We start from the raw sequence: 21,908 nt of genomic DNA, 5'->3' as shown, positions 1-21,908 counted from the left end.
CGGCCGGACCCCCGGTGACCACGGATCAGCTGAGTCGACCGGAGGGAGCGAGCGTGAGTGGCGCGACTCAGACCCGGCGACAGCTCGGCGACGGGCCACTGTCGCGGATCACCTCGCGCGTCTACATCCTGCTCGTGGTCGAGCTGCTCCTGCTGCTCACCACGTTGCCCGCCCTGCTTCCGCTGCTGGTGCTGGGCCGCGATCCGAGCAACCTGCCGCTGGCCGCGCTCCTGCTGGTACCGGTCGGCCCGGCGATCTCCGCCGCCCTGTACGCCCTGCGCCACCAGCGAACCGACCTGACCGACCTGCGCCCGGCCACCCTGTTCTGGCACGGCTACCGGGCCAACGTGCTCGGCGTGCTGCGCGTCTGGGTGCCGACGCTGCTGTGGTTGACAGTGCTCGCCGTGAACCTCGCCTACCGCGACGCTGCCGGCCTGTCGAGCTGGTGGGCGGTGCCGCTGGTGCTGATCGGAGTGGGCGTGACGCTTGGCGCGGCCAACGCCCTGGTGATCACCTCGCTGTTCGACTTCCGCACCCGCGACGTGCTCCGGCTGGCCGTGCACTTCCTCGTGCGTACCCCCGGTGTTCCCGTCGGCAACGCCCTGCTGCTGGCCGCTGCGGCCGGGATCACCGCGGTCTTCTCCGAAGCGGTGCTGATGCTGCTGGCGTCGATCGCGGTGCTGGCGTACCTGCGCGTCGGCGACCCGATGATCCACCTGATCCGGGAGGATTTCACCAGATGAGCCTGCCCCTCAGCGCCAAGGTGCCCTTCGGGGGCGACTACAACCCGGAACAGTGGCCCGAGGACGTGTGGAAGCAGGACTACCGTCTCTTCGACACGGCACGGATCGACCTCGTCACCCTCGGGGTGTTCGACTGGGCGCTCACCCAACCCGCCGAGGGCACCTACGACTTCGCGTTGCTGGACAGGATCGTCGAGCGGGCCAGTGCCGAGGGACGCGGGATCTGCCTGGCCACCGGCACCGGAGCCCACCCACCATGGTTGGCGAAGGCGTACCCCGAGGTGACCCGGACCGACTTCGAGGGCCGCAAGCACCGCTTCGGCCAGCGACACAACTCCTGCCCCAACTCGCCGATCTTCCGCCGGCTCTCGACGGAGCTGGCCCGCCGGGTCGCCCGTCGCTACGCTGACACCCCGGCGGTGCTCGCCTGGCACGTCGGCAACGAGTACGGCGGCGCCTGTTACTGCGCCCTGTGCGCGGCCGGCTTCCGGAACTGGCTGCGTCTCCGCTACGGCACCCTCGACGAGCTGAACGGGGCCTGGTACACCACCTTCTGGTCGCACACCTTCACCGACTGGGACGAGATCGAGCCGCCCTCGGCGCTGACCGAGCACTGGCGCGGCCCGGACCACACCGCGTTCCCGGGCATCACACTGGACTACCTGCGGTTCACCTCCGACGCGAAGCTGACGAACTTCCGCGACGAGAAGGCGGCCATCCGGGAGTCCAGCCCGGCACTGCCGGTGACCACGAACTTCATGGGCATGTACCGCCCGATCGACTACCACCGCTGGGCACCTCATCTGGACTTCGTCTCCTGGGACAACTACCCGCCCGACGACGCGTCGGCGGCCAGGATGGCGCTGACCCACGACCTGATGCGCGGGCTCAAGGACGGCCAGCCGTTCTGGCTGATGGAACAGACCCCGAGCTTCACCGCGTGCCGCGACGTCAACCCGTTGAAGCGCCCCGGTCTGATGCGGCTGTGGAGCTGGCAGGCCGTGGCGCACGGCGCTGACGCGGTCCTCTTCTTCCAGCTGCGTGCCTCCCGTGGGGCCAGCGAGAAGTACCACGGTGCCGTCATCGGCCACGCCGGTCGCTCCGACACCCGCGTGTTCCGGGAGGTCGCCGAGCTGGGCGCCGAACTGGAACGGCTCGGCCCGGCGTCACTGGGCGCGCGGACCCCGGCCCGGGTGGCGCTGCTGTTCGACTGGGACAGCTGGTGGGCGTTGGAGCTGTCCGACGGCCCGTCCCGGCTGGTCCGCTACCAGCAGGTCGTGCTCGCGTACCACCGGGCCCTCTGGGACGCCGGTGTGGACCTGGACGTCGTCGCGGTGACCGCCGACCTGTCCGGCTACGACGTGGTCGTGGCCCCGGCCCTGCACCTGCTCAAGGGTGACCTGCCGCAGCGGCTGGAGGCGGTGGCGACGCGCGGCGGGTCGGTGTTGACCACCTACCTGTCCGGCCGGGTGGACGAGAACGACCAGGCGTTCCTGATGGACGTGCCGGGCCCGCTCGGTCAGCTCATGGGCGTCCGGGTCGACGAGTGGGACGCCCGCGGCCCGGAGGTGGTCAACACGGTCCGCCTCGGCGACGGCGCGGATCAGGTCGACGTCGACGCGAGCCTGCTGTTCGAGCTGGTGATTCCGCAGGGCGCGCAGGTCGTCGGCACGTACCAGGCCGACTTCTACGCGGGCACCCCCGCGGTGACCCGTAACTCCTTCGGCGCCGGCGACGGATGGTACGTGGCCACCGGGCTGGACCAGTCCGGGGTGTCCTGGGTCGTTCGGCGGGTGCTCGCCCGGCACTACCTGCTCGGGCCCTACCCGGACGTGCCGGACCTGGAATCCGCCGTGCGGGTCGCGGCGGACGGGTCGCGGCTGCTGTTTCTGCTGAACCACCGCGCCGAGCCGGTCGAGGTGACCGCCCGGACCGGCGGCGTCGACCTGCTCACCGGCGACCGTACGGCGGCCGGCGGCGCCCTGCGGCTGCCGGCGTACGGGGTTGTCGTGCTGGAGGAGGACCGGTGAACGCCGAAGAGTCGGTGGAGTTGGAGCAGCTGATGTTCGTCGAGGAGTCGATGGACGGTGACGAACCGCGCGTCCACCCGGCCTGGCTGCCGCCGGAGGCGTTCCGGTCGCTCGGCGCGCGTCGCATCCTCCTGCACGGCGAGGGGCTGCTCGTCGACACCGTCCTCAACGAGGTCTCGCGCGCCTGCGCCCGTTACGGCGGACGGGTGTGGCACTCCCCGTCCTGGGACGTCGACGTCGACCTGGTGCTCGCCCTGCGCGATGCCGCCGAGCTGCCCAATCCGGCGGTGGAGGCGGCCCGCGCCGCCGGCGAGGCGGCGCTGGTCGAGCTGGGCGACGGCGGGACGCTCGGCGACGAGGGTTTCGTGTTGGCGCGGGCCGGCGACGTGACGGCGGTGCTGGCCGACGCACCCGCCGGCCTGCTGTACGGGCTCTTCCAGGTGGTCCGGCTCTGCGCGGCGGCCTTCGACCCGGCCCGACCCCCGGAGCGGCACCGGCCGGCGCTGCGCCGACGAATGCTGAACCACTGGGACAACGTGGCAGTGCACCCGGTGATGGGCCAGGTCGAACGGGGGTACGCGGGCGGCTCGATCTTCTGGCAGGACGGCCGTCCGCGCGGCGACCTGGCCCGGGTGCGGGAGTACGGGCGGCTACTGGCCTCCTGTGGGATCAATGCGATATCGGTGAACAACGTCAATGTGGCCCGTACCGAGGCGCTGCTGCTCACCGAGCGGCTCGGTGACGTGGCCGAGATCGCGGACGCGCTGCGCCCGTACGGCATCCGGGTGCACCTGTCGGTCAGCTTCGCCGCGCCGGTGCTCCTCGGTGGCCTGCCGACCGCCGACCCCCTGGACGAGAACGTACGCGTCTGGTGGGCCGGCACCACCAGACGCCTGTACGACCGGATCCCGGACTTCGGCGGCTACCTGGTGAAGGCAGACTCGGAGGGGCAACCCGGCCCGTTCACGTACGGCCGTGACCACGCCGACGGGGCGAACCTGCTGGCCGAGGCCCTCGCCCCGCACGGGGGAGTGGTGCACTGGCGGGCGTTCGTCTACAACCACCACCAGGACTGGCGGGACCGGTCCACCGACCGGGCTCGGGCCGCGTACGACCACTTCGCCCCGCTCGACGGGCGGTTCCGCACCAACGTGGTCGTCCAGGTGAAGTTCGGCCCGGTGGACTTCCAGCCGCGCGAGCCGGTGTCACCGGTGTTCGCCGCGATGCCGGCGACCCGGCTGGCGGTGGAGTTGCAGGTCACCCAGGAGTACACGGGCCAACAGCGGCACGTCTGCCACCTCGGCCCGTGGTGGAGTGAGGTGCTCGGCTTCGCTCCCTGGGGGCCGGACGGGCGGACGATCGCCGACGTGGTCACGGGGGAGTCGGCGGCGGGCGGCGGGATGGTCGCCGTCGCCAACGTCGGCGACGACATCTTCTGGACCGGGCACCCGTTGGCGCAGGCCAATCTGTACGCGTTCGGCCGGCTGGCCTGGGACCCTCGGCGGGACCCGACGGCGATCCTCGACGAGTGGATCACGTTGACCTTTCCGCCGTCGGCGACCGCCGACGCGGAGCTGGTGCGGCGGGTCCTGCACGAGATCATGGACGACTCGTGGCGCACGTACGAGCGCTACACCGCCCCGCTGGGTGTCGGTTTCATGGTCAACCCCGGCGACCACTACGGTCCCGGCGTCGACGGGTACGAGTACACCCGGTGGGGCACCTACCACTTCGCCGACCGCGACGGCGTCGGCGTGGACCGCAGCCGAGCGTCCGGCACCGGCTTCGCCGGCCAGTACCCGCCGTACTGGGCGCAGGTGTACGAGTCACCCGAGACCTGCCCCGACGAGCTGCTGCTCTTCTTCCACCACGTGCCGTACGGGCACGTGCTGCACAGTGGCTCGACGGTCATCCAGCACATCTACGACACCCACTTTGCCGGGGTCGAGGAGGTGACGGCGATGCGACGCAGGTGGCAGACGCTGACCGGGATGATCGACCCGAGCGTGTACGAGCGGGTCGCCGAACGCCTCGACGAGCAGGTGCGCTGCGCCACCGAGTGGCGCGACCAGATCAACACGTACTTCTACCGCAAGTCCGGGGTGCCGGACGAGCGAGGGCGCGACATCTACTGAGCGGCGGTGCGGGCGGCCGGGTCATCCGGTCGGGTCGCCGTTGTGCCGTGTGCCCAGCGGCAGCCTGGCAGGTTCCGAAAACCTGCCGATAATTCATCGCCACCCACCGGCTCTGAAGAAGCCCGTCGATGCCCATTGTCGCGCAGGTGGCCGCCAGAACCGTTGCGGCGAAAGGTTTCCGGAAGTCTTGACAATCGAGTGGGCTCGATTGAAGCTGACATGGTCACGCGAGCCGCGGTCAAGGTCGGGCGAAGGGCAGTCCTCGACTTAAGTCCCCTTCCACGCGCCTTTTTCCGCAAAGGATCGCGACGATGACACTGAAGACGAGAATGCTTGGCGTCGTCATGGCGGCCGTGACACTGGCCGCCGCCGCATTGACGTTCGCCGCTCCCGCGTCGGCGGCGACGCTCACGCAGGTGACCAACTTCGGCACCAACCCCACCAACCTGCAGATGCACCTGTACGTCCCGGACCGGGTAGCCACCCGACCGGCGATCCTCCTGGCCATGCACTACTGCACCGGGACGGGCCCCGCGTTCCACTCGGGCACCCAGTACGCCTCCCTCGCGGACCGCTACGGGTTCATCGTGATCTACCCGTCGGCAACCCGCAGCAGCAAGTGCTGGGACGTCTACTCACCGCAGGCGTTGCGCCGTGGCGGCGGCAGCGACCCGGTCGGGCTCATGTCGATGGTCGACTACGTGAAGCAGCGCTACTCCGCCGACCCCGCGCGGATCTTCGCCACCGGCACCTCGTCCGGCGCGATGATGACCAACGTCATGCTGGGCGTCTACCCGGACGTGTTCGCGGCGGGCGCCTCGTTCGCCGGGGTGCCGTTCGCCTGCTTCGCCACCGGCGGCACCTCGGAATGGAACAGCCAGTGCGCCAACGGGCAACTCATCCGGACCGCGCAGCAGTGGGGTGACCTGGTCCGGGAGGCGTACCCCGGCTACACCGGCCAGCGACCCCGGATGCAGATCTGGCACGGCACCAACGACGAGACGCTGCGCTATCCGAACTTCGGCGAGCAGGTCAAGCAGTGGACCAATGTGCACGGGTTGAGCCAGACCCCGACGTACACCGACTCCCCGCAGTCCGGCCACACCCGCACCCGGTACGGCAGCAGCGGCCCGATGGCGCCGGTCGAGGCGATCAGCATGCAGGGTGTCACGCACAACCTGCCGGTCGACGCCGCGCAGGTGATCCGCTTCTTCGGGCTGGACGGCACCGCGCCGCCGACGACCCCGCCCCCGACCACCCCGCCGCCGACGACTCCGCCCCCGACGACTCCGCCCCCGACGACTCCGCCGCCGACGACTCCGCCCCCGACCACGCCGCCGCCGACCGAGGGCGCCTGCCGGGTCGGCTACACGGTCAACGCCTGGAACAGCGGCTTCACCGCGAGCGTGGTCATCACCAACACCGGTGCCACCGCCGTGAACGGCTGGGCGCTGACCTTCACGCTGCCCAGCGGACAGCGCATCACCAGCGGCTGGAACGCCCAGTACGCCCCGGTGAGCGGCGCGGTGACCGCCCGCAATGTCTCCTACAACAACACCATCGCCCCGAACGCGTCGGTCGAGATCGGCTTCCAGGCCACGCACGAGGGCGGCACCGGCAAGCCCACCTCGTTCGCGCTCAACGGTGCCGCCTGTTCGGTGTCCTGATCTCCCCTTCCCACCCCACCACCCTCAAAGGAGTCACACGATGAGAAGTCCGAGATGGAAGGCGGCATCCAGAGCCGCCGTCGCGCTGGCCGGCGCGGGTGCCCTCGCCGCCGGCATGGCGCTGTTCGCGACGGCGCCCGCCTCCGCCGGGACGACGCTCGGCGCGTCCGCCGCCGAGAAGGGTCGCTACTTCGGTACGGCGGTGGCCGGCTTCAAGCTCTCCGACAGCGCGTACACCACGATTTTGAACCGTGAGTTCAACATGGTGACCGCCGAGAACGAAATGAAGATGAACGCCACCGAGCCGCAGCAGAACCAGTTCAGCTACGGGGCGGCGGACCAGATCGTCAACCACGCCCGCAGCCGCGGGATGAGCGTGCGGGGTCACACCCTGGCGTGGCATTCGCAGCAGCCCGGCTGGATGGAGAGCATGAGCGGCAGCGCGCTGCGGCAGGCGATGCTCAACCACGTCACGCAGGTGGCCACCTACTTCCGTGGCAAGGTCGTGGCGTGGGACGTGGTGAACGAGGCGTTCGCCGACGGCAGCTCCGGAGGCCGTCGCGACTCCAACCTCCAGCGCACCGGCAACGACTGGATCGAGGCGGCGTTCCGGGCGGCGCGTGCCGCGGACCCGGGCGCGAAGCTCTGCTACAACGACTACAACACCGACAACTGGACGCACGCCAAGACCCAGGGCGTCTACAACATGGTGCGCGACTTCAAGGCCCGTGGCGTGCCGATCGACTGCGTCGGGTTCCAGTCGCACTTCAACAACGACTCACCGTACGTGAGCAACTACCGCACCACCCTGTCGAGCTTCGCGGCGCTCGGTGTGGACGTGCAGATCACCGAGCTGGACATCCAGGGCGCTTCGGCGAACACGTACCGCAGCGTCGTCGAGGACTGCCTGGCCGTTGCCCGCTGCAACGGCATCACGGTGTGGGGCATCCGCGACAGTGACTCGTGGCGCGCTTCGCAGACCCCGCTGCTGTTCAACAGCAACGGCTCGAAGAAGCCTGCGTACGACGCTGTTCTCGCCGCGCTGAACAACGGCACCACGCCCACGGACCCGCCGACCGACCCGCCCACCGACCCGCCGACCGACCCGCCCACCACGCCGCCGCCGGGCACGGGTGGCTGCACCGCCACGGTGTCGGTGAACCAGTGGAACGGTGGCTTCGTGGCGAACGTGCGGGTGACCGCGGGCTCGTCGGCGCTCAACGGGTGGACGGTGTCGATCGGACTGCCGTCCGGTGCCACGGTCACCAACGCCTGGAGCGCCAACCGCAGTGGTAACACCGGCACGACGAACTGGACCAACGTCGCCTACAACGGTCAGGTCGGCGCCGGGCAGTCCACCGAGTTCGGGTTCCAGGCCAACGGCACCGCCGGCAGCCTGAGCCCCACCTGCTCCGCAGGCTGACGCACCCACCGGCCGGTGCGGGGGGCAGGGCCCCGCACCGGCCCCACCCTCTCCTGCCTCGTTGATCAAGAGGTTTCCGTCAGGACACGCCAGACCGGATGACGGAAACCTCTTGATCAACAAGGAGGCTAGCCGTCGATGCGGGTGATGTTGCGGATCTTGTTGGACGCGTCCAGGGCGGCGACCTTGTACGCCTCGGCCAGCGTCGGGTAGTTGAACACCGCGTCGACGAGATAGTTGATCGTGCCCCCGCAGCCCATCACCGCCTGACCGATGTGGACGATCTCGGTGGCGGCGGTGCCGAACACGTGCACCCCGAGCAGTCGACCGTCGTCGGGGGAGACGAGCAGCTTCAGCATGCCGTACGAGTCGCCCACGATCTGACCCCGCGCCAACTCCCGGTAGCGGGCGATGCCCACCTCGAACGGTGTCGAGCTTTCGGTGAGCTGCGCCTCGGTCTGCCCGACGAAGCTGATCTCCGGAATCGTGTAGATGCCGATCGGTTGCAGGCCGTGCATCTCCCGGATCGGCTCGCCGCAGGCGTGCTGCGCGGCCAGCCGACCCTGCTCCATCGAGGTGGACGCGAGCGCGGGAAAGCCGATCACGTCGCCGACGGCGTAGATGTTCTCCACCGCGGTGCGGTAGTTGGCGTCGACGGTGATCCGGCCGCGTCGGTCCGCCTCCAACCCGGCCGCCTCCAGCGCCAGGTCGTCGGTCTGGCCCTGCCGGCCGGCCGAGTACATCACCGTGTCGGCGACGATCTTCTTGCCGCTCTTGAGGATGCACAGCGCCGCCGTCTGGTGCTTCTCCACGGCGGCGACCTCCTCGCCGAAGCGGAACGCCACGGACAGGTCGCGCAGGTGGTACTTGAGTGACTCGATGATCTCGTCGTCGCAGAAATCCAGCATCCGGTCGCGGCGTTCCACCACCGTCACCTTGGTGCCGAGCGCGGCGAACATCGAGGCGTACTCCATGCCGATAACGCCGGCGCCGACCACGACCATGCTGCGGGGTACGGCCTGGAGGTTGATGACGCCGTCGGAGTCCACGATCGTCCGGTCGTCGAAGTCGACGCTGTCCGGGCGGGCCGGGCGGGTGCCCGCGGCGATGACGCTCTTGTCGAAGGTCACCTTGGACTCGCGGCCGGAGCCGCCGTCGACCCAGATCGAGTGCGCGTCGGCGAAACGCCCGGTGCCGGTGATCATCGTGACGCGGTTGCGGGACAGTTGGTTGCGGATGACGTCGGTCTGCCGGGTGATGACGTGCTGGGTCCGGGCCGCCAGGTCGCTGACGGTGATGTCCTCCTTGACCCGGTAGCTGCTGCCGTACAGGTCGCGCTGGCTCAGGCCGGTCAGGTAGAGCACGGCCTCGCGCAGGGTCTTGGAGGGCACGGTGCCGGTGTTGATGCACACCCCACCGATCATGTCGCGGCGGTCCACGATGGCGACCCGCCTGCCGAGTTTGGCGGCGGCGATCGCGGCCTTCTGACCGCTGGGCCCGGAGCCCAGCACCAACAGGTCGTAGTCATACACAGGCGCTAGCGTCGCAAGATGTCGCGGCGCACGCCAGACCCCGGCGCCGAGCGTTACTCGTCTGCCACCGTGCACAGGCCGCCGTTCAGCGTGATTTCCTCCGGTAGTTGCGTGCCGGTGGCGACCAGCCCCACCGACACGGTGCCGCCGGGCGGGATCAGCTTGTCGTGGCGCACGTTGCGCACCCGCAGGTAGCTGCTGTCGCGGTCGACCACCTCCGCGCCCCACAGGCTGCGCAGCTGCTGGCCGGCGTAGAACCGCCACCTCATCGTCCACCCGTCGATCGCCGTCGGGCCGGTGTTCGTGACCGCCAGCCGCGCCACGAACGCGTCGGGCCACTGCCCCACGATCGACCGGACCGCGCAGCTCGGCGGCGGCGGCAGGGTGGTGACGGTGACTGGTGCGGACAGCGCGGACAGCAGTCCGACCTCGTCGCGGGCCCGCACCACGAAGGTGTACGTGGTGTTCGGCGCCAACCCGTTGATCGTGGCACTGTTGACCGGCGGGTACTGGGAAACGTCGCGGACCAGCGTGAGAGCGCCGCCGGCGTCCACCCGGAACACCTCGTACCGTTCGAGCGCCGCGTTCTCCACCGAGTGCGCCCAGCGCAGCCGGACCGCCGTGGCGGTGACGTCGAACGCCACCGGTTGACCCGGCGCGCCCGGCGGTTGGTCGTCCCCCGGTGGCATCGTCAACCGCAGGCTCGGGTTCGACGCTGAGCCGTTGCCGGCCGCGTCCAGCGCCGACACGAAGAAGGTGTACGTGCGCGACGGCCGCAGGCCGGTGATCCGAATACTGTTGGTGTCGGTCGACCAGGTCAGACCGTTGTCCTCGAACTGCGCGGAAACCGGGTAACGGACCACCCCCACGTTGTCGGTCGAGGCAGCCCAGGTCAGCTCGACCCAGGTGGTGTCGATGGCGGCGACAGTGATCGGGCCGGGGGCGGTGGGGGGCTCGGTGTCGTCAGCGGCCGCGTACGCCGGGGTCGCGCCCGTCGCCACCAGGACTGCCGTGAGCGTGCAGGCGGTCAGTGCGGCGGCCCTGGACCGGGCGCCGCGCCTCGGATGATCGCGCATGGTTGATCGCCTCGCCTTCGAGTGACCGCAGCGGACCAGTCATCGACTGATGACGATGATAGGTCGGCGGTGGTCAGGGCGTTGTCCCGTCAGCCGACGAGGCGGCGTTCCCAGGCCCAGGCGGCGATCTCGACCCGGTTGCGGGCAGTGAGCTTCATCTGCACGCTCGCCAGGTGGGTCTTGACCGTGCCCACGGCGATGAAGAGCTGGGTGGCGATCTCGGCGTTGGTCAGGCCCCGGGCGACGAGCTTCACGACGTCGAGTTCCCGTGGCGACAGGCCGCCGTCGTCGCGCGCCGGGGCCGGCGAGCTGAGGTGCTCCAACAGCCGTACCGTGATCGAGGGGCTGATCAGCGCGTCTCCGGACACGGCCGCGCGGACGGCCTCCACCAGCAGGGCCGGGCCGGAGTCCTTGAGCAGGAAGCCGCACGCGCCGTTGGACAGCGCCGTGTGCACGTACTCGTCGAGGTCGAAGGTCGTCACGACGACCACCCGGATCGGGTCGGCGACGCCCGGCCCCGCGAGCAGCCGCAGTGCCTCCAGACCGTCGAGGCGGGGCATCCGGATGTCCAGCAGCACCACGTCCGGACGCAGTCGTCGGGCCAGCTCGACGGCCTGGACACCGTCTGCGGCCTCGCCGACCACCTCCAGGTCCGACTGGGCGCCAATGATCATGCCGAAGCCGGTCCGGACCATGGCCTGGTCATCGGCGATCAGCACCCGGATCACCGGGCCACCGCCACGTGGAGCGGGAACGCCGCGTCGAGCACCCAGCCACCGGCGACGCCAGGCCCGGCGGTGATCGTGCCGCCGAGGGCGCGTACCCGCTCGGTGAGGCCGATCAGGCCGAAGCCGTGCCCCCGGGCCGGCGCGGTTCGCGGCGACGCGCCGTCGTCGGCGACCCGGACCAGCAACCAGTCCGGGGTACGCCGCACGGCCACGGCCACGGACCGCGCGTCCGGCGCGTGCTGGCGGGTGTTGGTCAGCCCCTCCATCACCACCCGGTACGCCGACGTCGAGACCTCCACCGGCAGTCCGTCCAGGTCGCCGTCGACGTGCAGTCGGGCCGGCGCGTTCGCCGCGCCGTTGAACCCGGTCAGCAGCGGTTCCAGCTCGGTCACCCCGGCCAGTGGCGCCAGCGGCGCGTCCGGCGGGGCCTCCGGGTTGCGCAGGATGCCGACCATCCGCCGCATCGAGGCCATCGTCTCCGCGCCGGCCCGCTCGATCTGCTCCAGGGCGACGATCACCCGCTGCGGGTCCTGCTCGGCGACGAACCGGGCGCCCTGTGCCTGCACCACGATGCCGGTGACGTGGTGGGCGATGAAGTCGTGCAGGTCCCGGGCGAACTCCGCACGCTGCTCGGCCCGCACCAGGGCGATGGCCCGCTCCCGTCCGGCGGCCACGACGCGCAGGTAGAGCCCCACCCCGGCGGCGCCGGCAGCGGCGATCACCTGAAGCAGGCCGAAGATCACCAGGAGGCTGTCGGCGCCGGAACGCAGCGGCAGCGCGGCGACGGCGAGCCCGGCGACCACCGCCGCCGCTGGGGCGAGTCGAGGCGCGCCCCAGCGCGTCACCACGAACACCACCCCGATCAGCCCGGCCGACTCGGCGAGCCCCCAGCTGCCGCCACCGAGCCCGTAGCGGCCGTCGGGAATGATCACGATCGCCGCGGTCACGACCAGTGACGCCGAGGCGAGTATCAGCGCGGCCAACGGCAGCCGGCGGGAGCCCGGTCGGTGCACCGGCAGCCAGAGCGGGACCGTCGCCACCGCCAGCCCCACCCGTACCAGCAGGAGCAGCAGGGCGGCCAGGCCCGTGGGCGAGCTGTACCGCAGGTCGAAGAGGGCGAGCAGCCCCATGGCCACCAGCCCGGCGGTCTGGGCCAGGCGTACCCACCATCGTCGAAGATCCGGCGTGCTCATGGTGACCCAGCGTAGCCAGCCGGACGGAGGTGCCGGATCGGCCAAAAGGCAGACCCGGCACCGGCGATACCCGGCCCCGGGCCGATGCGCCGGCCCGCCGGTCGCGGCGAGGCTTTCCCGGTCACCACGCAGCCACTGGAGGAACGATGACAACCCACGCCCCGCCGGAGACCAGCCACGCCGCGGTAGCCGCGGTCGACCTGGTGAAGGTGTACGGCAGCGGCGACACGGCCGTCCGTGCCCTGGACGGGGTCTCGGTCGGCTTCGGCCGGGCCGAGTTCACCGCCATCATGGGCGCGTCCGGATCCGGCAAGTCGACCCTGATGCACTGCCTCGCCGGCCTCGACACGGCCACCTCCGGTCGCGTCCTGCTCGGCGGCACGGAGCTGACCGGCCAGTCGGACCGGACGCTGACCCGGGTACGGCGGGAACGGATCGGGTTCGTCTTCCAGTCATTCAACCTGCTGCCACAGCTCACCGCCGCGCAGAACATCACCCTGCCGCTGGACCTCGCCGGTCGGCAGCCCGACGCCGAACTCCTCGCGCACCTGGTGCGGATGCTGGGCCTCGGCGACCGCCTGAACCACCGGCCCAGCGAGCTGTCCGGCGGTCAGCAGCAGCGGGTCGCGCTTGCCCGGGCGCTCGTGGCGCGCCCCGAGGTGGTCTTCGCCGACGAACCGACCGGCAACCTCGACTCCCGCTCCGGCGCGGAGGTGCTCACCATCCTGCGCGACTCGGTACGCGACCTCGGCCAGACTGTCGTCATGGTCACCCATGACCCGATCGCCGCCGCGTACGCCGACCGGGTGGTGCTGCTCGCCGACGGGCGGCTGGCCGGTGAGATTGACAAGCCGAACCAGGTGTCGGTCACCGACGCCCTGCGTGACCTGGCGGCCCGCCGATGAGGGCGACAGTGCTGCGTACCCAGACGACCGCCGCCGCCCGGCGGCCCGGCCGGCTGATCCTGACCGGCCTGGCGATCCTGGTCGCGTCGTTCGTCGTCTTCGGCACCGTGCTGGTGCAACAGATCACCGAACGGACCGTGCGGGACAACCTCAGCGGCACCCCGGCCGTCACCGACCTGGTGATCGGCAGCGTCGACGTGCCGCCACCCACAGTGCGGGACGTGCAGCAGATCCGGGCCGTGCCCGGGGTGGCCGAGGCGGTCGCCCGGGTCTCGACCGGGGTCTCCATCGGCGAGGGATACCTCAACCTGCAGTCCGATCCGGGCGCCGGCCCGCTGAGCACGGTCCGGGTCGTCGAGGGCAGGTACCCCGACGCCCCGGGCCAGATCGCGATCACCCCGCGCACCGCCGAGCGGCTCGGACTGTCGGTCGGCACCACCACCAGCGGTACCGGCGGCGAACTCAGCGCGCCCGCTCCGCTCACCGTGACCGCCATGGTGGAAACCACCGCCGACGCCGGCTACGACGCGTACGCCCCGGAGAGCGCCGTGATCGGCTGGGCGCGACTGACGGCAGTGGATCGAGTGGACGTGCGGGTCGCGCCCGGCACCGAAGCCGACGCGGTCCGCCAACGGGTGACCGCCGTGGTCGCCGCCCAGCCGATCCGCTCCGGTGTCGAGGTACGCGACGCCGAGGCCAACGCGGTGGCCGAGCAGGTCGGGAAACTCTTCATCCTGGTCGGCATGTTCGTCTCCATCGCGGTCGCCGCCGCCGCGCTGGTGGTCACCTCGACCTTCCGCATCGTCTTCGCCCAGCGGATGCGGCAGCTTGCGCTGCTGCGGGCGGTCGGCGCGAGTCGGGCCACCCTGGTGGGGGCCCTGACCGCCGAGGGCGCGCTGACCGGGCTGGTCGCCGGCGTCGTCGGGGTCGCCGCCGCACTCACCCTCGGGTACGCGCTGCCGCCGGTCCTGCGCGCCGCCGGCCACCAGGTCTCCACGCCGGGCCTGCCGCTGGCGGCGGCGGTCACGGTCGTGATCGGCGCTGTCGTGATCACCGTGCTGGCCGTGCTGGCACCGGCGCTCTCCGCCGCCCGGGTCTCCCCGCTGGAGGCCCTACGGTCGGCGAGCACCACCGCCGGCCGCCGCGGCATCGGCGTGCTGCGTCTGGCCTTCGGGCTGCTCCTTGCCGTCGGCGCGATCCTGGCGGCGGTCGGGACGATCAGCCGGTTGCCGAAGCCGGAGCAGTCGAACTACGACGCGTCGATGCCACTGCTCCTGCTGATCGGGTCCGGCACGTTGGCGTTCTTCGCGCTGGTGGCCCTCGGCCCGCTGCTGGTGCGCCCGGTGCTGGCCGTGGTGGGTTGGCCGCTGCGCCAGCTCGGGCCGATCGGGCGGATGTCGGTCGGCGGGATCGGCGGTGCCCCACGCCGCGCCGCTGCGGTCTCCGTCGTGGTCGCCCTCGGCGTGACCCTGATCTCCGGGGTGGTCATCGGCGGCGCGTCGTTGCAGATCCTTGCCGACCGCGAGATGGCGCTGTCGGCTCCGACCGACTTCGAGGTCACGACCAACGGTGGGACCCTGCCGCCGGCCGTGGTGACCCGGGCCGAGGCGGCGCGCGGTGCGCTGGCCCGGGTGGTGCCGTACCGGAGAGTCGACGACGCCCGGCTGCTGCGCGGCGCGGACAAGCTCGGCGACGTCGAGGCCGGTTATCCGACCAGCGACCTGGACCTGGCTGCGTTGCCGAGCACCAAGGCCCTGGACGTGGCCCAGGGCGCCCTGACCGATCGTGGCCCCGGCCGGATCGCGGTCAACAGCTGGGTCGCGCGGGACGCGGGCCTGCGGGCCGGCGACACGGTCACGCTCGCCGTCGCCACCGCCCGGGTCGACGTGCGAGTGGCGGCGGTCCTGCCCGGTGACGGGCCGCTGCACGCGGGCATCCTCGCCGATCCGGCGGACCTGGACCGGCTCGGTGTGCCGGCCGCGTACACCGGTCTGCTGGCCGACGCGGCCGGGGCCGGCGAGGACGGTCGCACCGCCGGGGTGCGGGCGCTGCGGCAGGCGATCGGCGGCAGCGACGGGGTGGGCCTCGCGGTGCTCGCCGACGAACGGGACCGCAACGACGCGTTGGTGCGAACCCTGGTCTGGATCGCGGTCGGTCTGGTCAGCCTGACCGTGCTGATCGCTGTCGTCGGCGTGGGCTCCACGACAGCGCTGTCGGTGGTGGAGCGGGTCCGCGAGTCCGGTCTGCTCAGGGCGATCGGGCTGTCCCGGACCGGTCTGCGCACCATGCTGACCGTCGAGTCGGGCCTGTACGGGGTGATCGGCGCGACCATCGGCCTGGTGCTCGGCATTCCGTACGCCTGGTTGGCCGTCCAGACCCTCGGGATCGAGGCACCGCTGACCGCGCCGCTGCTGCCGCTGGCCGGACTCTTCGTGGTGCTGGTCGGGCTGACCGCGCTGGCCGGGGTGCTGCCGGCCCGTCGGGCGTCGCGGGTCAGCCCGGTGGAGGCGCTGGGGGCCGAGAACTGAGCACCGCCGTGGGGGGGGGGCGGGGCGGGGGCGCCCCCCCCCCCCCCCCGGGGGGGGGGGGGGGCTCCCGGGGGGGGGGGGGGGGCGGCCGGCGGGGGGGGGGGGGGGGCCCCGCGGGGGGGGGGGGGGGGGGCCCTACACGGCCCCCGGGGGGGGGGGGGGGGGGGGGCGGGGGCCCCCCCCCCACGACGACCTGGTCAGTTGGGGTTGTTGGCGTGGGTCAGCGTCTCCCAGGCGACGAAGAGGTTGTTCGTCCCGGCCGGACGTTGTTGCAGCGTGAGGGTCTGGGTGTTGGTCATGACGTTGCCCAACCGGGTGCTCATCGCGTTGAAGCCAACCTCGGTGATCGGCCCGAGGCCCCGGGTGAGGCTGCCACCGCAGAGCCAGGAGGGCGGCGCTTCGCCGAGCTGGTAGCGCGAGTGGAAGCCCAGCGCCTGGCGCAGCCGCTCACCGACCTGCGGGTACAGGTCCCGTCCCTGGATCCGGGAGGTTTCCGCGACGTGCGAGATGGCGGAGATCCCGTACCCGGTGTGGACGAAGTCGCGGCAGGTCTCCTGGGCGAGGCCGGCGACGAAGGTGGACTGGCCCTGCCAGTAGCCGATGATCTCCGCGCTGGTGTCCAGGCCGCTGCCGGGCATCGTGTACGGCAACGCGCCGTCGCTGGGCAGGTAGATGAAGGCCCGGGTGCGGTTGAGGAAGCGGGTGACCGCCGCGTCGTAGGCGCTCCGGTCGTCCAGGAAGACGGCGATGCCGACTGCGGCCTCCATCATGGTCAGTTCCCAGTTGCCGTTGCTGTTCGAGCCGTTGCGCACCACCGGCAGGTAGACGTTGCGCAGCATGGTGGCGAAGCGGTTGGCGTTGGGCCAACTCGTGTACGTGTACTTGATGATCTCGGCCGCCCGGGGCCAGACCGAGGCGGCCCAGCCGGTCTGCAGGGGACCGTTGCTGCCGGTGTGTGCGGTGATCGTCGCCGACCAGGCATCCATGATCTGGATCGACTTCTGCGCATACCGTGCGTCCCCGGTGACGTACCAGGCGAGTGCGTCGGTGTACGCCGCGATCGCGTCCTCCCGCTCGTCGGTGCAGCCGTTGTTCGGGTTGGAGTAGGAACCACACTCGACCACCGAGCGGGGCGCCGGGGTGCGCGACAGGGAGGCGTACCGGCTGCCCATCATCTGGCTGTAGGCCGACGCCCACGGCTGCGCGCCGGCCTGCACCCGGCCGCGGACGAAGTCGAGCTGACCCCGGCTGACCAGCACACCGGGGTGCGTGAAACCACCGGAAGGGGGTGGTGTGGTGCCGCCGCCGGTGGGCAGCGTCCAGGTCTGGTTGGCGGTGCCGGTGCAACTCCAGATCTGCAGCGGGGTGCCGTCGGCGGAACTCTGGCCGGTCGCGTCGAGGCACTTGCCCGAGGTCGGGTTGACCAGTTGCCCGGCGTTGGGCGACCACTGCTGCGCCCCGGTGCCGTTGCAGTCGTAGATCTGCACCCGGGCACCGTTGGCGGTGCTGGCGGCGGCGATGTCCAGGCACTTGCCCAGCGCCCGGATCGTGCCGTCGTCGCCGACCGTCCACTGTTGCGCGGTGGAGCCGTTGCAGGTGAAGAGCTGAACCGGTGTGCTGTTGGCCGAGCTCGCGGCGGCCACGTCGACGCACTTGCCGCCGTAGCCGGTGATGCTGCCCGTCGCGGCCGCCACGGCGGGCGATGCGCCGACGACCAGGCCGGTCGGTACGGCGAGCAGGGTCGCGGCGAGCGCGGAGATCAGTCTGATGCGGGGGTGGCGGGGCGTGAGCCCGGCCGATCGTCGCGCCATGTGGGGGTCCTTCCGGGGCGGCGAAACAACTGTAAAGTGTGTTAATCATTACAGTCATACAGGCCGATATCAATGTCTTCGTCGCCACGGATGCCATTACGGGTGCATGGACGCACCCTTGAGCACCTTGTCCACCACGTTGCGCGGCGCGTGCAACGCCAGGCCCACCAGGTCGAGCTTCTCCCGTCCGACTGCCTGGACGGCGGCCCGGTTGTCCCGGTCGTTACCGGTGGCGAACAGCTCGGAGGTGAAGATCGCCAGCCGCAGGCCACGAGCGAGGCCGCGCGAGTGCGCGCCGACCAACGTCGCCCCGTCCCCGGCGAAGACCAGCACCGGCTGACCGAACATCGGCAGGTAGCCGGTGCCGTCCGCGTCGCGGTACTCCTCGCCGACCAGCTCCGGCAGCGTGCTCGCGATGCCGCTGACCAGGAAGGCGGTGACGTTCAGCCGTTGCCAGCCCGCCAGGTCGTTGCGGAGCAGCACGGCGATCTTGGTGGGAAAGCGGATCGGTTCGGTCATGGCGACGAGCCTGCCCGCCGAACACCTACCGGTCTTGTACGTTCTTAGCGTGGACACCCGCCCGGCGGGCTCGCACGTCAGCGCGTGGCGACCCGCGGTAGCCGGGGTCGCCGAGGTCTTCCACGCCCATTTCGTCGACCACGCCTACCCCCGGCACATCCACGAGGTGTGGACGCTGTTGATCGTCGACGACGGCGCGGTCCGCTTCGACCTGGACCGGCACCGGCACGGCGCGCTGCGCACGTCGGTCACCCTTCTGCCGCCGTACGTGCCGCACGACGGCAGATCCGCCACACCCGACGGCTTCCGCAAGCGCGTCCTGTACCTCGACACCTCGGCGCTCGACGCCGAGCTGGTCGGGCGGGCCGTCGACGAGCCGGACCTTGCCGATCCGCGGCTGCGCGACCGGGTCCACCACCTGCACCAGGTGCTCGCCACACCTGGCGACGAGTTCGAGGCCGAGAGCCGGCTCGCGTTCATCCTGGACCGGGTCCGCCGCCAGCTCCGCCAGCGCTGCCCGGTCGGTGTCCAGCCGGCCGGACACGGCCTCGCGGTGCGCCTACGAGAGCTGCTGGACGCCCGGACCGTCGAGGGCGTCACCCTTCGGGAGGCCGCGGAGCTGCTGCACGCCCACCCGACCCACCTGGTCCGGGCGTTCACCCAGGCGCACGGTGTGCCACCGCACACGTACCTGACCGGCCGTCGGGTCGAGCGGGCCCGTCGCCTGCTCCTCGCCGGGCAGCGGCCCGCCGAGACCGCCGTCGCGGCCGGTTTCTTCGACCAGGCGCACCTGACCCGCCACTTTCGGCGCTACCTGGGGGTCAGCCCGGCCCGCTACCCGCATCCGAGCTGATCGCGTTCAGACGACCTGGCCACCGATGACGGCGAGCAGGCGCAGCTTCTCGTCGCTCGGCGACCCGGGTACGGCGGTGAAGACCAACAGTGTCTGTGACTGGTCGGGATCCACGAGCGTCTGGCAGTGCAGCTCCAACGCCCCGACCTCCGGGTGCAGGAAGTGCTTGGGCGGGCAGTAGCCGGCGGGCACCGGGTGCTCCCGCCAGAGCTGCGCGAACTCCGGGCTCCTGGCCAGCAGGCCGTCGACGAGCGCGGCGGCTCGTGAGCCGCGCCCGTCACGGGTGTACGCCGCGTGCAGGTGCGCCACGAGCAGGCGACTCTGTGTCTGGTGATCCTGCGCCGGGTGCAGCTGCCGTGCCGTCGGGTCGGTGAACCAGCGGTGGTGCGCGCTGCGCGCCAACCCGGTGTACCGGGTCTCGTCACCGAGCAGGGCGACGGCCGGCGCGGTCTGCGCCAGGGTCTCGCCGAGGTGGTTCACCACCTGGGCCGGGGTGTCGTGCATCCGGTCGAGGATGCGCATCATCCCCGGGTTCACGTGGTCGGCCCGCACCGCGCGGCGCGGAACGGCGTGACCGGCGAGCTGGAACAGGTGGTCCCGTTCGGCGAGGGAGAGCCGCAGGCCCCGGGCCAGGGCGGCGAGCATCTGCTCCGAGGGGTGCGGCCCGCGCTGCTGCTCCAACCGGCTGTAGTAGTCGGTGGACATCCCGCTCAACGTGGCGACTTCCTCACGCCGCAGCCCTCCGGTGCGCCGACGGGGCCCCCGGGGCAACCCCACGTCCTCGGGCTGCAGGGCCTCCCGGCGGGTACGCAGGAAGCTCGCGAGTTGGGCGCGGTCCACGGGTGTCTCCGTTCGGTGGGTGCCGGCGAATCGACCGGCACATCGAGTGCAACAGACCAGCCCCGCCCCGCTGTTCCACCCCACCCCAAGATCGCACTCCCGGCCCGCGCCCTGCGCCCTGCGCCTGCGCCTGCGCCCAAGATCGCACTAAATCCTGGTTGTAGTGGTGTGCGGGGCGATCGAGGCCACTACATCCACGATCTAGCACGATCTTGGGGCGGGGCGGGGCGGGGCGGGGCGGGGCGGGGCGGGGCGGGTGTCCGGGTCCCGACTTCGACCGACAGGTGTGGGTCGGGGCCGTCTGGGGCGGTCAGCGTTGGATGGACTTGGTCTCCAGGAACTCCTCCAGCCCAAAGCGGCCGAACTCGCGGCCGTTGCCGGAGTGCTTGTAGCCGCCGAAGGGGGCGAGCGGATTCCAGTGGCCGTCGTTCACGTCGACCTGGCCCACGCGCAGCCGCCGGGCGATCGCCAGCGCGTGCTCCGGCTCACCGAAGACGCCGCTGGTCAGGCCGTACAGCGTGCCGTTGGCGATGGCAACGGCCTCCTCCTCGTCGGCGTAGGGGATGATCGTCAGCACCGGGCCGAAGATCTCCTCCTGGGCGATCGCGGAGGCCGGGTCGACGTCAGCGAAGATCGTCGGCTGGACGTAGGCCCCGACGGTCAGCCCCTCGGGCCGCTGCGGGCCGCCGAACACGAGCCGAGCGCCGTCGGTGGTACCCCGCTCGATGTAGCCGACGACCTTCTGCCGGTGGGCCTCGGACGCCATTGGGCCGATCCGGGTGGCCTCGTCGCCCGGGTCGCCGACGGTGTACTGCTTCGCGGCCTCGACGGCCAACGCCACGACCTCGTCCTGACGGGAGGCGGGCACCAGCATCCGTGGCCACGCGCCGCAGACCTGACCGCCGTTGCTGAACGCCATCATCACGCCCCGCTCGACAGCGGTGGGCAGGTCGGCGTCGTCGAGGATGATGTTCGCGCCCTTGCCGCCCAGCTCCAGCGCGACCCGCTTGACGGTCGCCGCGGCCACCGCGGAGATCCGCTGTCCGGCCCGGGTGGAGCCGGTGAACGAGATCATGTCGATGTCCGGGTGGGCGGAGATCGCCTCGCCGACGGTCGCGCCGGTGCCGTAGACCACGTTGAAAACACCCGACGGTACGCCGGCCTCGGCGGCGACCTCGGCGAGGATGCGCGCGGTCAGCGGGGCGTTCTCGGACGGCTTGAAGACCATCGTGTTGCCGGCGAGCAGAGCCGGTGCCAGCTTGGAGACGATCTGCTGAAGCGGAAAGTTCCACGGCGTGATCGCGCCGACCACGCCGATCGGCTCGCGGACGATGAGCGAGTTGCCGACCTCCTCGGTCCAGGTGAAGTCGTCGGCCAGGCCGGCGATGGACTCGACCACGGCGGCCGGGAACGCGACCTGGGCGGTCCGGGACATGCCGATCGGAGAGCCCATCTCGGCGGTGATCGCCTGGGCGATCTCCTCCGTGCGGGCGGCGAGGCCGGCGCCGAGGCGGCTCAGCACGTCTGCCCGGTGCCTAGGGGAGGTCGCCGACCAGGCCGGGAAGGCGGCTCGGGCGACAGCGACGGCGCGGTCGACGTCGGCGGCGGTGCCGGCCGGGGTCTCGGCGACGACCTCGCCGGTGGCCGGGTTCACGACGGGAAGGGTGCCGGCGGAGCCGGTGACGGTCTCGCCACCGATCCAGTGGCCGGCAACGGTGTAGGTGGAAGGTGTCATGGACCGACCGTCGCACCGCTGCCGAACCCCAACCAGGTGCGGTTCATCCACGGTTCCGCGATCCCTGGCTGGGGCCCGGCACGTCGGGTTGGCCGTGCCCCCAGCAGCGGCGTAGCTGGGTGGCGTGTATTGCCGATCATGAGCTTCGCGGACTGCTCGGGGCAACGCCGACACCCGACCGGATGTCATA

The 21,908-nt window shown here is 71.4% G+C and carries 16 protein-coding genes; 8 read left to right on the top strand and 8 right to left on the bottom strand.

All coding sequences use genetic code 11. The features are described from left to right. Window positions 1–53: 53 nt before the first annotated feature. The 5 genes from ACGF3C_RS26270 (at window position 54) to ACGF3C_RS26250 (ending at window position 7,998) form a co-directional block, all read left to right on the top strand. Window positions 54–743: a DUF624 domain-containing protein gene (locus tag ACGF3C_RS26270; RefSeq protein WP_393226149.1), complete on the top strand. Its 690-nt coding sequence runs from the start codon at window positions 54–56 to the stop codon at window positions 741–743. Further along, window positions 740–2,773, top strand: a complete 2,034-nt coding sequence (locus tag ACGF3C_RS26265) for a beta-galactosidase (RefSeq protein WP_393226146.1) — start codon at window positions 740–742, stop codon at window positions 2,771–2,773. The genes ACGF3C_RS26270 and ACGF3C_RS26265 overlap by 4 nt, the downstream gene beginning before the upstream one ends. Further along, window positions 2,770–4,908 (top strand): alpha-glucuronidase, encoded by a 2,139-nt coding sequence (locus ACGF3C_RS26260; protein ID WP_393226143.1) that lies wholly within the window; start codon window positions 2,770–2,772, stop codon window positions 4,906–4,908. The genes ACGF3C_RS26265 and ACGF3C_RS26260 overlap by 4 nt, the downstream gene beginning before the upstream one ends. Window positions 4,909–5,219: 311 nt before the next feature. Further along, on the top strand, window positions 5,220–6,575 hold the full coding sequence (locus ACGF3C_RS26255; RefSeq protein WP_393226140.1) for a PHB depolymerase family esterase: 1,356 nt from the start codon (window positions 5,220–5,222) through the stop codon (window positions 6,573–6,575). A 40-nt stretch (window positions 6,576–6,615) separates the two neighbouring features. Continuing rightward, a complete protein-coding gene (locus tag ACGF3C_RS26250; RefSeq protein WP_393226137.1) occupies window positions 6,616–7,998 on the top strand; it encodes an endo-1,4-beta-xylanase in 1,383 nt (460 codons plus the stop codon). Window positions 7,999–8,126: 128 nt separating this feature from the next. On the opposite strand, the gene sthA is transcribed toward ACGF3C_RS26250, so the two are convergent. The 4 genes from sthA to ACGF3C_RS26230 all read right to left on the bottom strand — a co-directional run bounded on the left by sthA (window position 8,127) and on the right by ACGF3C_RS26230 (window position 12,527). Then, entirely contained in the window at window positions 8,127–9,530 is a 1,404-nt protein-coding gene (sthA, locus tag ACGF3C_RS26245; protein ID WP_355006606.1) for a Si-specific NAD(P)(+) transhydrogenase, read from the bottom strand. A 53-nt stretch (window positions 9,531–9,583) separates the two neighbouring features. Next, window positions 9,584–10,606, bottom strand: coding sequence for a fibronectin type III domain-containing protein (locus ACGF3C_RS26240; protein ID WP_393226134.1), 1,023 nt, complete (start codon window positions 10,604–10,606; stop codon window positions 9,584–9,586). 89 nt (window positions 10,607–10,695) lie between these two features. After that, the gene (locus ACGF3C_RS26235; protein ID WP_357233974.1) at window positions 10,696–11,334 is read right to left on the bottom strand and encodes a response regulator transcription factor; all 639 of its coding nucleotides are present in this window, start codon (window positions 11,332–11,334) and stop codon (window positions 10,696–10,698) included. Next, window positions 11,331–12,527: a sensor histidine kinase gene (locus tag ACGF3C_RS26230; protein WP_393226131.1), complete on the bottom strand. Its 1,197-nt coding sequence runs from the start codon at window positions 12,525–12,527 to the stop codon at window positions 11,331–11,333. Before ACGF3C_RS26230 ends, ACGF3C_RS26235 begins: the two co-directional genes overlap by 4 nt. A 146-nt stretch (window positions 12,528–12,673) precedes the next feature. Between ACGF3C_RS26230 and ACGF3C_RS26225 the strand changes: the two genes are divergently transcribed. Continuing rightward, window positions 12,674–13,432, top strand: a complete 759-nt coding sequence (locus ACGF3C_RS26225; RefSeq protein ID WP_357207221.1) for an ABC transporter ATP-binding protein — start codon at window positions 12,674–12,676, stop codon at window positions 13,430–13,432. 8 nt (window positions 13,433–13,440) lie between these two features. After that, window positions 13,441–15,960 (top strand): FtsX-like permease family protein, encoded by a 2,520-nt coding sequence (locus ACGF3C_RS26220; protein ID WP_393226128.1) that lies wholly within the window; start codon window positions 13,441–13,443, stop codon window positions 15,958–15,960. 197 nt (window positions 15,961–16,157) lie between these two features. On the opposite strand, the gene ACGF3C_RS26215 is transcribed toward ACGF3C_RS26220, so the two are convergent. After that, entirely contained in the window at window positions 16,158–17,771 is a 1,614-nt protein-coding gene (locus ACGF3C_RS26215; protein WP_393226125.1) for a ricin-type beta-trefoil lectin domain protein, read from the bottom strand. Between the two features lie 96 nt (window positions 17,772–17,867). Beyond that, a complete protein-coding gene (locus ACGF3C_RS26210; protein WP_393226122.1) occupies window positions 17,868–18,290 on the bottom strand; it encodes a DUF2000 family protein in 423 nt (140 codons plus the stop codon). Window positions 18,291–18,339: 49 nt separating this feature from the next. Here ACGF3C_RS26210 and ACGF3C_RS26205 point away from each other — a divergent pair, with 49 nt between their 5' ends. Next, window positions 18,340–19,143, top strand: a complete 804-nt coding sequence (locus ACGF3C_RS26205; protein WP_393226119.1) for an AraC family transcriptional regulator — start codon at window positions 18,340–18,342, stop codon at window positions 19,141–19,143. A 6-nt stretch (window positions 19,144–19,149) separates the two neighbouring features. Here ACGF3C_RS26205 and ACGF3C_RS26200 read toward each other — a convergent pair whose 3' ends face one another. Next, on the bottom strand, window positions 19,150–19,983 hold the full coding sequence (locus ACGF3C_RS26200) for a helix-turn-helix transcriptional regulator (protein ID WP_393226116.1): 834 nt from the start codon (window positions 19,981–19,983) through the stop codon (window positions 19,150–19,152). A gap of 310 nt (window positions 19,984–20,293) precedes the next feature. Continuing rightward, a complete protein-coding gene (locus tag ACGF3C_RS26195) occupies window positions 20,294–21,718 on the bottom strand; it encodes an aldehyde dehydrogenase family protein (protein WP_393226113.1) in 1,425 nt (474 codons plus the stop codon). Window positions 21,719–21,908: the final 190 nt, after the last annotated feature.

The organism is Micromonospora sp. NPDC047762 (assembly GCF_043204655.1).
Classification (GTDB): Bacteria; Actinomycetota; Actinomycetes; order Mycobacteriales; family Micromonosporaceae; genus Micromonospora.
Note: the sequence above shows the minus strand (reverse complement) of the source record. Positions and strands in the feature narration are given on the sequence as shown.